Raw genomic sequence first — 14,032 nt, 5'->3', positions numbered from 1 at the left:
GTCACTGAGCACAACGGCACGCACCTAATATCCCGTCGGCCGGAAGTCGGTCCAGGGCCGTGGGGAGTTCCGCGCGGCGGCGGATGCTGAGCTTGCGGTAGACGTTGGTCAGGTGGGTCTCGACGGTACGTCGGGCGAGGTGCAGGAGTTCACCGATCTCGGCGTTCGTCCGGCCGCCCGCGGCGAGTTCGGCGATGCGGCGCTCGCTGTCGGTCAGCGCGGCCGGTCCGGTGTACGGCTTCGCGGTGCGGCGGGCGCCGCTCTCCCGCAGAACCTGTTCGGCCACGGACCGAAGACGGACCGCACCGAGGCGTTCGGCGCGCTCGGCGGCTTCCCGCAGCGGATCGCGGGCCCTGGTCCGCTCTCCGGCGGCGGCGAACTGCCGCCCCTGAGCGGTCAGCGCCAGGATCAGTTCCGTCTCGGCCGGCGTGTCCCGCAGCAGTCGTACGGCCTGCTCGGCCAGTTCCAGGCCGCGCAGACCGCCGGTCGCCGTGCCCAGGACGCGCAGGCCACGCCCCAGCAGCCGTGGCGTGTTCCAGACCGTGGCCAGCCGTAGCTCCTCCTGGGCCAGGGCAAGGGCCTCGTCCGGCCGGCCAAGGGCCAGTCGGCATTCGGCTGCGGCGGTCCGCCAGGGAGTGACCACCGGACTGACCACATCCCGTGCCGACTGGCGCCGCCCGCACTCCAGGAAGTCGTCGAGCGCGCCGGCCGGATCGCCGCACGCGGCGCGCAGATGGCCGCGTGCGTAGAGGAAGGGGGACGGCTCCAAGGAGTCGGGCGCGTCGCGCGGGTCGCAGCGGTCCACGAGCGTCGCGGCCTCTCGCGTACGGCCCGTCTCGACCAGTGCGACGACGGCGAGGGCATGTGTGTTCGTCGGGGGGCGCCGGTCGTCGGGCGCCTCGATGGCCTGCCGTATGTCGGGCTCGGCAAGCAGTTCGGCGTAGCCGCCGCGTGCGGCGGCGATGTCCCCCCGTACGTTCAGCAGGGCCGCGTGCATGGGGTGCAGCAGCGAGGTGCGCTGCCCGGCCAGGCCCCGTTCGACCAGGCGCGCGGCCTCGTCCAGTTCGTCGGCCCACTGGGCGACGGCGGCGGCCGCGCCGAGCAGAATCGGCTCCGCGAGTGGGTCCGCGGGTTCGTGCAGCAGGGCCCGGATGCGTTCCATCGCCGCCTGGGCCGAGAGCAGACCGGCTTGCGACTCGTACCGCACCAGCAACGCCAGCCCGGCCGTGCCGACCAGATGGGGCGAGCGCGCGGCCATGTCGCGCAGCCGCCCGTACGCCTCGCGCCGTGCGGCCTGGTCGTGGTCCGACAGCAGCACCGAGGCGGTCCGCAGCGTGCGGGTCAGGTCCTGATGGCCCGTCAACTGTGCGTCCAGGGAGTCCAGTACGGCCACGGCTGCCCGCTGCTCGCCTCGTCCGGCCAGCGCCGTACCGAGCGCCATCGCCGAACGCACCCGGTCCCTGGGCGTGTCCGCCAGCCGTACGGCCTCGGTGAGCCGGGGTATGCCGGCCGCCGACCCGACGGCGGCGAATTCCAGGGAGCCCAGTTCGGTGAGGACCGCCGCCCGGCGGGCCGGTGTCAACGCTTCGTCCAGCGCGCGGCGCAGGAAGGCGACGGCGTCGTCGGTACGGCTCTCCGTGACCGCGCGGGCCGCGGCGTCCAGCAGGATGTCGACGGCCCATGCCCCGCTGGGCGCGGGCGCCCGCAGCAGCTGTCCGGCCACGGCCTCGGTGCTCTCGCCGCGGCGCAGCATCACCTCTGCCGCCCTGGCGTGGGCGGCGCCCTTCCGGGCACCGGACCAGCCGCCCAGTACGGCGTCCCGCAGTAGCGGATGGGCGTAGCGGGGGCGGCCGTCCGGGCCTGGGCGCAGCAGCCCGAGACGGGTCATCGCGGTGAGCCAGCCGTGTACCCGGGTGGGATCGGTGCCCGTCATGTCGGCGAGCAGGCCTGCGTCACCGTCGTCGTGGGTGTCCCGGTGGTGGTCGCCGTCGCCGTCCCGCCCGCCGTTGACGACGGCGAACGCGCGGGCGACCTCGGCCGTGCCGGTCCCCGCGCAGTCCAGCCACCAGGAGATGGCGGCCGGGTAGGCGCCCGGATACAGCGCGGCGCAGGTGTCCGGCACGGTCATGGTGCCGGTGCGGCCTGGGGCCTGTGCGCGCAGATCGTCCAGCAGGGCCTTCAGGAGCAACGGATTGCCCGCGCCGGCACGTACGACGTCGTCGACCCATGCCTGGGCAGGCGCCGCGCCGACGACCGAACGGACCAGTTCCGCCGCCGCGTGCGGGCTGAGCGGGGTCAAGGTGTGGGTGCGGACGAGGCCGGGCGAGAGCGCGTGGGCCAGGCCGGACGCGGGCGGCTCGACGTCGTACTGGCTGCGCTCGGTCGCCGCCAGCAGCACCGGCAGGCGTTCCGCCAGCCGGGCTGCCTCGATGAGCCAGCCGCGCGAGGGTTTGTCCGCGAGGTGGACGTCGTCCACCGCCATGAACAGTGGGGCCTCGGACGTCCATTTCAGCAGTGCGCGCCACAGCCGTGCGGCACGGTCGCGGTGGAAGGCGAAGTCGGCCGCGGCGTCGTCCGGTGATCCGAGGACGGGGTACGCCAACTCCAGCCTGTCGCCGAGGAGTTGGCATACGGCGGTCAACGGCGCGAGAGGCTCGGGAGTGCACCGGACCCGCAGCACCCGCATGCCGTGCGCCGCGGCGTCGTCGGCGACCGCCTCCAAGAGCGCGGTGCGGCCGGTGCCGGTGGCCCCCTTCAGCAGCACCAGGCCACCGGAGCCGGACCGGGCGCGCTCGGCCTCGGCGGCGACCATCGCCACGGCCTCCTGACGCTCGTGGATCGGTCCCGGTCCGGACAAGACTGCCTCCTGCTGTCGTGGTTGTGCCGTGGTCGGCCCTGTCGTGCGTCTCGTGGTTCGACACGATTGTCGGCGTATCACCGGTACGGAAAGGCGATGCGCGTCTGTACGTCATGGATCCGTAAGGCGGGTGGTACGTGGACATGGGGGCACATAGACAGGGGAACGGCGCATCCGGGGCGGCGGATTGGGTCGTGGTCCACGCGCCGGGACTCCTGGCCGTCCGCACACCGACGCGGTCGCGGACCGTACCCGTTCGGGCAGGGAAGCCTGCCCCAGGGGCCCTGACCGGCAGGAGGGCGTCGTCGTAGCTTCGTCGCGTGAGCCTTTGGACTTCTCTGGAACCTGCCTCCGCGACCGTGGATCCGGGTGGCAGTACCACCGTTCGGCTGCGGTTGCGCAACACCGCTGATGTGGTCGACGAGTACCGCATCGAGCCGGTCGGCGACATCGCACCGTGGACCACCGTGGAACCGGCCGTGCTCCGGCTGTATCCGGGGACCACGGGGGCGGTGGAGCTGACGTTCGCGCCGCCCCGTACGCCCGACGCGACAGCCGGCCCGAACCCGTACGCCGTGCGCGTCACGCCGACCGAGCATCCCGAGGCGGTCGCCGTTCCCGAGGGCAACCTCACCATCACGCCGTTCAGCGAGGTACGCGCGGAGTTGGTGCCGCCCACCGTCAAGGGCCGCTTCCGCGCACGTCCCAGGCTCGCCATCGACAACATCGGCAACACCACGCTCACGGCGTCCGTCAGTGGCAGCGACAACGGCGACGAGCTGTCGTACGACATCCTTCCGAGCAACGTGCAGATCAAGCCGGGCCGCGCCGCGTTCGTGAACACCACGCTCAAGCCACGCGAGATCATCTGGTTCGGCGCGAAGCAACAGCGACCGTACAAGCTGGCCGTGCAACGGTCGGGGGTGGCGCCGCTGGAGGTCGACGGCAGGTACATCCAGCGCGGGTTCCTGCCCGGCTGGCTCGCCACCGCACTCGGCGTTCTCCTGGCTCTCACCATCGCGTTCGTGATGCTCTGGATCGCGTACAAACCCCAAGTCCGCAGCTCCGCCGCGGAGCAGCTCAAGGAAGCCGCCGCGAGCACGCTCCCGCAGCCCGGTCCGAGCGAGCGTGCCGCGCCGAGCGCGGCCACAGCTCCGAGCGAGGCCGCGGTGCCCTCCTCGGCCCCGGACCCGGCTGCCGAACCGAAGGCGTCACAGGCTCCGAAGGGTTCGGGCGGCGGAGGGGGCGCGAAGCCCCCGACGGCCAAGAAGAAACCCGAGCAGCGGTCGGTGAGCAACGTCCTGCTGAGACTCAGGGCCGTCAGGAAGTGCGCCGACACCCCGGGCCACGACCCGGGTCAGCGGGGCGGTCCGGCCAACGCGTCCATCTGCAATCCGAGCACCGAGGACAACGAACGCTGGAACCTGGAGGTGGTGAACCCGACCATGGGGCCGGGTGGCTCCGCCCTGTTCCAGATCCGTCAGGTCAGGGGCAGACAGTGCATCGACCTGCCGGGGTTGGGCGCCAAGCCCGCCGGCACCGCACTGTCCACGTACGGCTGCAACGGCACCACCGGCGACAACCAGCTGTGGTGGCTCGACGCGCAGGACAGGGACACCTACTGGATCCGCAACTACTCCAGCAACAGCGCGTGTCTGGACATGGCCGGCAGCGGGAGCGGCGATCCCGCCCGTCTCGTGATTCACGAATGTGCGGACGGCGAGGCCCAGAGGTGGCAGATCGTCAACCCGACGGAACCGGACTGGCAGATCGTCCACCCCTGAGACAACTCTCGCCTAGCGCGCGGCTCCTGAGTTCGGGGAGGTCTGGAGTCGCGAGACGTCGACGGCCTCGAAGTCCGAACCGCGGAGGTTCTTCAGCGCGTTCAGCTGCTCGTTGTTCCACCGGGCGTCCTGCGTACCGCTGATGTACCAGGCCGAGCCGTTGTCGGCGACGATCGCGCCGTACGTCTTGAGGGCCTGGGCCACCGCGCGGGCCTGCGGCGGCAGGCCGGAGATGTTCGTGCTCGCCTTGAGGCGCAGCCGGAGCCCCATGGGCGGCAGGGACCTGTTGGAGCTGTCCGACGCGTCGTGACGGGCCGGCCACAGGTGCGCGCTCTGGCTGCGCGGCACGGTGATGCGCAGGGCGTGGTTGATCGTGCCGGTACCGGCCTCGTCGTAACGGGCCAGGCCGGGAAGGATCGGCAGGCCTGCGGCGTCCGCCGACGTCCAGCCCTGCGGACGGAGCTCGTCGGACCGCAGGTTGAAGATGGCTCCGGACTGGGCGGTCCAGTGACGGTTGCTCCGACGGTGGGCGTCGTAGAGCTCGTACACCTTGCAGGCCGACTTGTCCCACGCGATGACGTGCCGGTCACCGTCGCCCCGCGGGCCGCCCTCGATCCTGGCGTTCGGCGGGATCGGGTACGGGCCCTTGTCGCTCTCGTCGGCGTAGTCGAAGGAGACCGACACCGGGGCCTGGCCCGGCTTCAGCTCGGTGATCGGGATACCGAAGGGCTTGCCGTCCCATTCACCGGAGCCGAAGTCCGGGTGGACGTGGCTGCTCGCGCCGATGCTCCTCACGTACGCGCTGGACTTCGGGTGCACCGGAAGGGAGTTCACCTTCTTGCGCCAGATGCTGTCGGCGGGCGCGACCGCGCAACCGCCGTTGCTCACCTGCGGCGTGGCGGCGCTCTTGGGCTTGCTCGCGGCAGACCTGGTCGCTTGCGGCTCGGCCGTGGACGGGCCGGTGCTCGGCTTCGCCGAGGGCTTGGCCGTCGAGGGTACGAGGGTGGGCGTGGACTCCGCGCCGGCGGCGACCGTGCGCTGCTTGCCGCTGGGAGCCTCGCTGCCGAACGCGCTGAACGCATAGGCCCCGCCGGCAGTGGCCGCCACCACGGGGAGCGCGACCAGCAGGACCTTTGTCCGGGACGGGGCGCGCCTCGGACGTCGGTGGGTCGAGGGATGCTGATTGCTCACAAGTGCCTTCCTCTGGTTCTGTCTCGTGCGGAACGCCCGGGAATCCGAGCTGCAGTGCGAGGACGCGAACGGTCGATTCGGGACTCCGTGGCGCTCCGCGTGGGGCACGCGTGGCGAGGGGCGCCTGAGTGGCAGGCCGTCGGGCAAGACCGTAGTGCACAACGGAGCGGCACGCCGAACAAATGTGTGACCCTGGCTCGGAGTTCGGGGTGGTACAGGCCTTCGTGTCGGCGGCGGAGGAGGCGGGCCGTGAAGGGGCGATCCGCGCGGACGGCCGGCACGTGGTCGATCCTGCGGTCGGACAGGGCGGCCCGCAGGGTGCGTTGGTGCCGTAGGCGGCGTCGGTCACGTAGCCCTTTGGCGTCCGCGGCGTCGACTTCGGCGGGAAGGGGGGCGTTCTGCGGGCGCGGGTACGGGCGCGGCAGGCGTTCGGAACCCAGGCCGACGCCCCGCAAGCGCGCACCGTCGATGCTGTCCGCTACGAGGTGAGCGCGGCGCGCCCGCTGCGGGTGGACGGGATGCTCGGCCGGTTCGTGGGCGGGCTCGCCTTGGCCCACCGCGCCCTCTCCCGCCGACTTGGCTCGGAGTCGTAAGTCGACCGGCCCTGAGGGGGTCTCGCCCAGGCCGCCGTCGCCGAGCGGACCCATCAGGCGTCGGCCACCTCGCCTGTGCGGGCGCTCGCCGCGCGTGCCACGGCTTCGACGGCGGGGTCGGGTCCCGCGGCGAGTTCCAGGACGAGTCCCGCGCTGGCGGGCGTGTCGAGGAGGGCGAGCAGCACTTGGGCGACGTCGTCCCGGGTGATCTCCCCGACGCTCCGCTCCGCGGTGAGGCGCACCAGGCCGGCGCCGGGCTCGTTGGTGAGGGCCGCCGGGCGCAGGACGGTCCAGTCGAGGTCCTGCGCCATGAGGTGCTCGTCGGCGGCGGTCTTGGCGCGCACGTAGGCCGCCCAGACCTCGTCGGCGTGGGCGGGAGTCGGGCTGCCCGCGCCCCGGGTGGAGACCATCACGTACCGCCGGATCCCGGCGCGCACGGCGGCCTCGGTCACCAGGACGGCGGCTCGATGGTCGACGGTGTGCTTGCGGGCGGCGCCGCTGCCGGGCCCGGCACCGGCCGCGAAGACCACGGCGTCCGCCCCGGACAAGGCCGCGACGACGTCGTCGTGTGCTGCCGCCTCCAGGTCGCAGACGATCGGCTGTATGCCGTCGGCCAGCAGGTCGTCGCTGTGGGCCGGGTTACGGATGAGGCCGGCGACGCTGTCGCCCCGGGCGGTGAGCAGTCGGCCCAGGCGTCGAGCGATCTGGCCGTGCCCGCCGACGATGACGATCCTCACAGGCTTCTCCTTGGAGCTGTTCGGTCCTGGCTGTTCGGTCCTCGGGGCTGTTCAGAAGGTGATGCGAACCTTCAGCGCCGATCGGTCGTCCATCGCGCGGTAGCCGTCCGGCACGCCCTCCAGGTCGACGGTGCGGTCGAAGACCGGTCCCGGGTCGATGACGCCCGCGAGCACGTCGGTGAGCAGCTCGGGGATGTAGGCGCGGGCCGGGGCGACGCCACCGGCGAGCGTGATGTTGCGATCGAACATCTGGCTGATCTCCACGCCGGCGCTGCCGCCGTGCGGGACGCCGACATAGCCGACCGCGCCGCCGTCGCGGGCGATGGAGATCGCGGTACGCATCGACTCTTCGGTGCCGACGGCTTCCAGGACGGCGTGTGCGCCCTGGCCGCCGGTCAGTTCCCTGACCGCCTCGATCGCCGCCTGGCCGCGTTCGGCGACCACGTCGGTGGCCCCGAACGAGCGGGCGATGGCCGTGCGGGCCTCGTGGCGGCCGAGCGCGATGATCCGGCCGGCGCCAAGGCGGCGGGCGGCGAGCACGCCGCACAGGCCGACCGCGCCGTCGCCCACAACGGCGACGGTGGCCCCGGGCCGGACTCCGGCGGAAACGGCGGCGTGGTGTCCGGTGCTCATCACGTCGGAGAGCGCCAGCAGGCCCGGAAGCAGCTTGGTGTCGGTGGCCGCGTCCTTGGGCAGCTGCACCAGAGTCCCGTCGGCGTACGGCACGCGGACGGCCTCGCCCTGGCCGCCGTCTGAGCCGACCTCACCCCAGAACCCGCCGTGCGGACACGAGGTCTGCAGGCCCTCCCGGCAGTAGTCGCACGTACCGTCGGACCAGACGAAGGGCGCGACCACGAAATCGCCGGGCGCGAAGCCGGTGATCGCGGAGCCGGTCTCCTCGACGATCCCGAGGAACTCATGGCCGATGCGCTGCCCGGGCACGCGCGAGGCAACGCCGCGGTAGGCCCAGAGATCACTGCCGCAGATACAGGCGTTGATCACGCGCACCACCGCGTCGGTGGGGTGCTGTATTCGGGGATCGGGGACCTCCTCGATCCGGATGTCGTTTGGGCCGTGGATCACGGTGGCGCGCACGAAAGAGCTCCTGACACTGCTGGACGCGGGCGGTGGGGGCTGCTCAGCCTCCCTGCCGCGGGCCCCTCCCGTCCAGCTACATCACCTACAGCCGTCTTTTAAGATGAGCTAATGCTCGATGTTCGACGCCTCGTCCTCCTGCGCGATCTGGCCTCCCACGGCACGGTGACCGCCGTGGCCGAACTGCACGGCGTCACGCCCTCCGCCGTCTCGCAGCAGCTACGGCTCCTGGAAGAGGAGACCCGCACCCGCCTGCTGGAACGCACAGGCCGTTCCATCCACCTCACCGCCGCCGCGCACCGACTGGCGGAGGACACCGAGCGCGTCCTCGCCGCTCTCGAACAGGCACAGAGTCGCCTGCACAGCGGTACCGAAGAACCCGCCGGGCCCCTGCACCTCGCCTGCTTCCCCAGCGCCCTCGCCCCGCTGGCCGCTCCCCTCAGCAACGCACTGGAACGCGCTCACCCAGGTCTGCGGCTGCACATCACCGAAGCCGAACCCGAACCCGCCGGGCGTCTGCTGCTTCAGCGCCGTGCCGACCTCGCACTGATCTACCGCTACACGAATCTGGCCACGCCCCCGCCCCCGGGCGTCGAGACCCGCGTCCTGCACGTCGACCCGCTGGTCGCCGTACTGCCACGCGACCACGCAGCGGCTCGCGCGGACGGATCTCCCGTCGAGCTGCGAGAGCTCGCGCAGGCGCCGTGGATCACCGCCCCCGCGCACACCGCATGCGGGGCAGCCGTCCTTCAGGCCTGCCGGGCGGCGGGATTCACCCCGCGGATACGGCATACCTGCTCCGACTTCACCGCCATGATCGCCCTGGCCGCAAGCGGTGGCCACCCTGTCCTCCTCCCCCGCATGGCAGCCGCCCACGTACCGCCCACGGTCACGACGCGACCGGTCGCCGACGACACGCTCGCCCGCACGATCGAGATCGCCGCCCGGCCCAACGCGACGCGGGAACCCCCGATCGCCGCCTGTCTCAGAGCGCTGCGGACCCTGACCGCAAGCATCCGAGACGACGGCATCGCGGCCAGCGCGGCTGACAGCAGTGCCGATGGATGACCGTCTGCCGACACTCAGCCCCGGCTCCGTCGCCACCGTAGCCGCCACCGTAGAGGCGTCATCGCAGCCCCGCGCTGTTGGCGTTCAGCAGCTCCTCAAGCTGGGGCCGGTGCAGGTCGGCGACGCTTTTCAGCAGGTCGGGGTGGCGGAGCAAGGCGGCGGCTTCGGTGTCCCGGTCGCCGGGATCGATGAGCCGCCGCGGACTGCCGACTTCGGCGTGGTGCTCGGTTGCGGTGAGGGCCTGGTGGGCGCGGGCGGCAAGGGCGGGGTCGGCCAGGAAGCAGGCCGCCCAGCTGACCACGGTTTCGTCGACCCAGGTCCGCCAGTCGGCGTCCTCGGGGTACGGGGCACTGCCGACGAGCCAGTCCAGCCGGTGGGACCCGCTCGGTGCGAGCAGATGAAGCAGCTCCACATCCAGGGGTGTGGGGTAGCGCAGGACGGCGGCGAGTGTCGCGGCCTGCCGGGCCTGGGCCTCGGCCAGCGCGTGGCTGAGCGCACCCGTGGGCGCGGGGTAGGCGGCCAGGAGCCAGCGAGTGGAGGCGGCTATGACAGGTGTCAGCGTGTGGGGCACGGCGATCGGTCCCTCTGGAGCGTGCTCGCCTGTGTCCGGCTGATCGGTTCCGCGAGCTGTTTCGCGGAGCCGCGTTGCCCCGCTCGTGACGTACCAGCGTAGGCAGCTCATCCGGAAAGCGGAATGATTCACGTCACGTCACGCAACGTCACGGCATGCGGGTGCCGGAGCCGGGGCCGGATCGCACGGGTCTCGTCCGACGCCAGAACCAAGAAACGTGACGCCGCGCCGCCCGCCCGCTCGACAGCGCCGTCTGATCGATCGCCCTGTCGTGGCACGACGACGTGAGCCGGCGAGGCCGCCCGCGGCCCGCGCCATGGTCGTCGTGAGGCCGGGTACCCGGTGGTTGTACCTCGATGCCGCGCCGGCGGCCTGAGAGGGAGGAGTGTTCGTGACCTACGGGGAGGAACGTCCGCAGGACCGGGCGTCGGACCCGAGCGGGTTGATGGATCTGCTGGGTGTGGCCGCGGTGCTCGTGGAGGCCGACGGCCGGATCGACATGTGGAGCCCTGCGGCCGAGGCGCTGTTCGGCTATGCCTGCGACGAGGCGGTCGGTCAGTACGTGGCGCCGCTGCTCCTGCACCCCGAGCACCGGGAGGCCGCGATCGGGCTGTTCGCCGAGGTGATGGAGACGGGCCGGGGCTGGGCGGGCGCGTTCCCGATCCGGCACAAGGACGGCAGGACCCGAATGGTCGAGTTCCGCAACATGCGACTCACGGACAACATCGGCGACCACTACGCCCTGGGGCTGGCCATCGACCGTTCCACCGTGCGGCAGGTGGAGCGCAGTCTGGCCCTGTCGACCCGGCTGGTCGCCCAGGCCCCCATCGGACTGTCCGTCCTGGACACCGACCTGCGGTACGTGGCGGTCAATCCGGCCCTCGCCGCGATGCACGGCATCAGCGAGGCCGACCACATCGGCCGGCGTTTCGGCGAGATCCTGCCCGGTGCGCCGTTCACGAGTGCGGAAGCAGCGATGCGCGAGGTCCTGGCATCCGGCGTCCCCGTCGTGGACCGGCAGGCGGTGGGCCGTACGATCGCCGACCCGGAGCACGACCACGCCTGGGCCGTGTCGCTGTACCGGCTGGAGGACCACCACGGGCACGTGCTCGGCATCGCCAACGTCGTGGTGGACGTGACCGATCGCTACGAGGCAGCCAGAAAGGCCGACCGGGCCCAGCGGCGCCTACGCCTGGTGGCCAACGGCTCGGCCCGTATCGGCACCACCCTGGAGGTGGAGCGAACGGCGCAGGAACTGGCCGACGTGCTCGTGCCCGACCTGGCCGACATGGTCGCGGTGGACCTTCTGGACTCCGTCCTGCGCACCGGCCGCACGGACATCGGCGAGGACCCGCCGCTGTTCCGCGCCCTGGCAGTGCAGACCGCGTACCCCACCGACGCCGCTCAAGCGCTCATTCCACCCGGCAGCCTGACCACGTACCACGGCGACCACCCGGCGGCCCACTGCATCCGCTCCCGTCGCCCCCTGATGATCACTCACCTGGAGCGCGGCGACCTCACCCGCGTCGCCGCCGACTCCGACGCCGCCGCCCTGCTTGAGCAGGCCGGTGTCCACACCGCCATGGCAGTGCCCCTCATCGCCCGCGGACAAGTCATCGGCGTCATGGGCCAGGCCCGCGCCCGCAACCCCCTGCCGTTCGACGAGGACGACCTGACCCTCGCCTGCGAACTCGCCGCGACCGCCGCGCTGAGCATCGACAACGCCGTCCTGCACCAGCACATCCGCAGCGCCGCCGAAGCCCTCCAGCGCAGTCTGCTGCCACAGCCCTCGCCCCGCCGTCCGGGCCTTGAGGTCGCCACCCGCTACCGGCCCGCGCAGGCCTTCAGCAAGGTCGGCGGCGACTGGTACGACGTCATCCCCCTCGACGCCGACCGGACCGCCCTGGCGGTGGGCGACGTGATGGGCAGCGGGATCCCTGCCGCCACCACCATGGGCCGCCTGCGGACCGCCACTTCCACCCTCGCCGACCTGGACCTCGACCCCGCACGCATCCTCACCCACCTCGACAGGATCACTCGGGGTCTGGACCCCTACATCGCCACCTGCGTGTACGCGATCTACGACCCGCACCGCGCCCAGCTGCAGGTGGCCTGCGCCGGCCACCTGCCCCCGGTGCTGGTACGGGCCGACAGTCCACCGGAACTCCTGGACCTGCCCACCGGCACGCCCTTGGGGGTCGGCGGCGTCCCCTTCCAGACCACCGCACTCAGCCTGAAGCCCGGTGATCAGCTGATCCTCTACACCGACGGACTGGTCGAAACCCGCAACGACCCCATCGACGAGCGCCTGGCCGACCTCCTGCGCCTCCTGTCACCCCCGCACCGCAGCCCGGAGGAGACCTGCGACCAACTCCTCCACAAGCTCCAGCACCCTGACGGCCACGACGACGTCGCCCTCCTCGTCGCCCGCGCCCAGCCACTGGCGTCCGCCCAGGAACCCGAACCCTCACAGTGACGGGGGAAGCCGGATGGCCCGACGACGGCGTAGGGCTGACCTTCTTCGAGGTGGACCGACCGTTCTGTATGCTCAAGGCATGCCTGCAACACCCTCCGCCCTGAATGACCCCGCGCGGCCGTCCGAGGCGCGTGACCGCCTGCTGGCCACGGCGGAGCGGTTGTTCTACGGCGAGGGCATCCGCGCCGTGGGCGTCGACAAGGTGATCGCCGAGGCGCAGGTGACCCGTGCGACCTTCTACCGGCATTTCCCCGGCAAGGAAGACCTGGTCACCGCATACCTCACCGGCAGGGACAACGCCATCAGGGCGGGCGTCGCGGCCGGCGCCCGGCAGGCCGCCGATTCCCACGGTCTGCTCACTCTGCTCGTGGAGGGCATCGGCCAGGAGGTGTGCAGCCCGGGGTTCCGCGGCTGCCCCTTCATCAACGCCGCCGCGGAATACCCCGACCCGGACAGCCCGGTCCATCAGGCCGTCCTCACCCATCGGGCGTGGTTCCGCCAGACCCTCGTCGACGCGTTCGGCGCCGAAGGCCATCCCGACCCCGAGCAGGCCGCGGACATCGCGGTCGCCCTGCGTGACGGCGCCATGGTGGCCGGCTACCTCGGCGACCCCGAGGCCGCTCGCAACACTCTGGCCCGCGGCACCGAGGTACTGCTGGCCGCAGCCCGCTGACCTGGGCACGGACCGCTGCCTCCCCGGTCGTCCTCGGGGTTCGACGCACTCCATCCGCTCGCGTGCCGGTGAGCGCCGCGCCGGCATCGGCGTGTGACATACGTCTGCACGTACAGAACGTTCCTTCCCTCTGTTGACAGGCCAACCAAAGCGCCTCTAGCGTCCAAGTAGACAGAACGTTCTATCTCGATTGAGGAACCGTGACCCCTTCAACGAGGCCGCAGCCCGGCACCGGCACCATCGTTCTCATCCATGGCCTGTGGATGACTCCGCGCAGCTGGGAGCAGTGGATCGACCGCTACACCGCGGCCGGCCACCGGGTGTTCGCACCCGCCTGGCCCGGGGTGGACGGCGACGTCGAACAGCTCCAGCGGGACCCGAGCCCGATCGCGGGCGTCGGGCTGAGCGAGATCGTCGACCACTACGAGCGGTTCATCCGCGACCTGGACGAGCCCCCGATCCTCATGGGCCATTCCTTCGGCGGCGCGATCGTGCAGATGCTGCTGGACCGGGGCCTGGGCTCAGCGGGCGTGGCCATCGACTCGGCCCCGGTCAAGGGCGTACTGCCGCTGCCGCTGTCCACACTCCGATCGGCGTGGCCGGTACTGCGCAACCCGGCCAACAGGAACAAGGCGGTGGGGTTGACCCCGCGTCAGTTCCACTACGCCTTCACCAACACCCTGGACAGCACCGCGTCGCAGGCGGTCTACGACCGCCACCACGTCCCGGGTTCGGCACGCGTCCTCTTCCAGGGCGCCTTCGCCAACTTCAACCCCCGCGCGATCACCCGCGTCGACTTCCGCAACAACGACCGCGCGCCCCTGCTGTTCGTCGCCGGCGGAGCCGACCGGATCGTCCCGCCGAAGGTGAACAAGGCGAATGTCCGCCTGTACCGCAGGTCCACGGCCGTCACCGCCTACCGGGAGTTTCCCGGCCGCTCCCACTACATCGTGGGCCAGGACGGCTGGGAGGAGGTCGCCGACTACG

At 71.8% G+C, this 14,032-nt stretch carries 10 protein-coding genes; 5 read left to right on the top strand and 5 right to left on the bottom strand.

The window, feature by feature from the left end; all coding sequences use genetic code 11:
- Window position 1: 1 nt before the first annotated feature.
- Entirely contained in the window at window positions 2-2,857 is a 2,856-nt protein-coding gene (locus IPZ69_RS08615) for an AAA family ATPase (RefSeq protein ID WP_268834381.1), read from the bottom strand.
- A 320-nt stretch (window positions 2,858-3,177) separates the two neighbouring features.
- Between IPZ69_RS08615 and IPZ69_RS08610 the strand changes: the two genes are divergently transcribed.
- Complete coding sequence (locus IPZ69_RS08610; RefSeq protein ID WP_235453420.1) at window positions 3,178-4,641, top strand: RICIN domain-containing protein; 1,464 nt, start codon at window positions 3,178-3,180, stop codon at window positions 4,639-4,641.
- 12 nt (window positions 4,642-4,653) lie between these two features.
- Here IPZ69_RS08610 and IPZ69_RS08605 read toward each other — a convergent pair whose 3' ends face one another.
- The 3 genes from IPZ69_RS08605 to IPZ69_RS08595 all read right to left on the bottom strand — a co-directional run bounded on the left by IPZ69_RS08605 (window position 4,654) and on the right by IPZ69_RS08595 (window position 8,257).
- Window positions 4,654-5,832: a hypothetical protein gene (locus tag IPZ69_RS08605; protein WP_235453419.1), complete on the bottom strand. Its 1,179-nt coding sequence runs from the start codon at window positions 5,830-5,832 to the stop codon at window positions 4,654-4,656.
- A gap of 646 nt (window positions 5,833-6,478) precedes the next feature.
- Complete coding sequence (locus tag IPZ69_RS08600) at window positions 6,479-7,162, bottom strand: NAD(P)H-binding protein (protein WP_235453418.1); 684 nt, start codon at window positions 7,160-7,162, stop codon at window positions 6,479-6,481.
- 51 nt (window positions 7,163-7,213) lie between these two features.
- Window positions 7,214-8,257, bottom strand: a complete 1,044-nt coding sequence (locus tag IPZ69_RS08595) for a zinc-dependent alcohol dehydrogenase family protein (protein WP_235453417.1) — start codon at window positions 8,255-8,257, stop codon at window positions 7,214-7,216.
- Window positions 8,258-8,368: 111 nt separating this feature from the next.
- Here IPZ69_RS08595 and IPZ69_RS08590 point away from each other — a divergent pair, with 111 nt between their 5' ends.
- Complete coding sequence (locus IPZ69_RS08590; RefSeq protein WP_235453416.1) at window positions 8,369-9,325, top strand: LysR family transcriptional regulator; 957 nt, start codon at window positions 8,369-8,371, stop codon at window positions 9,323-9,325.
- Between the two features lie 58 nt (window positions 9,326-9,383).
- Here the strand turns inward: IPZ69_RS08590 and IPZ69_RS08585 are convergent, their stop codons facing one another.
- Window positions 9,384-9,896, bottom strand: coding sequence for a hypothetical protein (locus tag IPZ69_RS08585; protein ID WP_235453415.1), 513 nt, complete (start codon window positions 9,894-9,896; stop codon window positions 9,384-9,386).
- A 445-nt stretch (window positions 9,897-10,341) separates the two neighbouring features.
- Between IPZ69_RS08585 and IPZ69_RS08580 the strand changes: the two genes are divergently transcribed.
- From IPZ69_RS08580 to IPZ69_RS08570, 3 genes are all read left to right on the top strand, one after another.
- Entirely contained in the window at window positions 10,342-12,372 is a 2,031-nt protein-coding gene (locus IPZ69_RS08580; RefSeq protein ID WP_235453510.1) for a SpoIIE family protein phosphatase, read from the top strand.
- 79 nt (window positions 12,373-12,451) lie between these two features.
- The gene (locus IPZ69_RS08575; RefSeq protein WP_235453414.1) at window positions 12,452-13,045 is read left to right on the top strand and encodes a TetR/AcrR family transcriptional regulator; all 594 of its coding nucleotides are present in this window, start codon (window positions 12,452-12,454) and stop codon (window positions 13,043-13,045) included.
- A 200-nt stretch (window positions 13,046-13,245) separates the two neighbouring features.
- Window positions 13,246-14,032, top strand: a 787-nt coding sequence (locus IPZ69_RS08570) for an alpha/beta hydrolase (protein WP_235453413.1), incomplete at its 3' end; no start/stop codon positions are given.

It is taken from the genome of Streptomyces olivochromogenes, from assembly GCF_021538895.1.
GTDB lineage: Bacteria > Actinomycetota > Actinomycetes > Streptomycetales > Streptomycetaceae > Streptomyces > Streptomyces olivochromogenes_A.
Note: the sequence above shows the minus strand (reverse complement) of the source record. Positions and strands in the feature narration are given on the sequence as shown.

Bases quoted from the DNA above. Each gene is read 5' to 3' on its own strand.
- IPZ69_RS08590 (WP_235453416.1), top strand. From the start codon at position 8,369: ATGCTCGATGTTCGACGCCTCGTCCTCCTGCGCGATCTGGCCTCCCAC.
- IPZ69_RS08580 (WP_235453510.1), top strand. From the start codon at position 10,342: ATGGATCTGCTGGGTGTGGCCGCGGTGCTCGTGGAGGCCGACGGCCGG.
- IPZ69_RS08575 (WP_235453414.1), top strand. From the start codon at position 12,452: ATGCCTGCAACACCCTCCGCCCTGAATGACCCCGCGCGGCCGTCCGAG.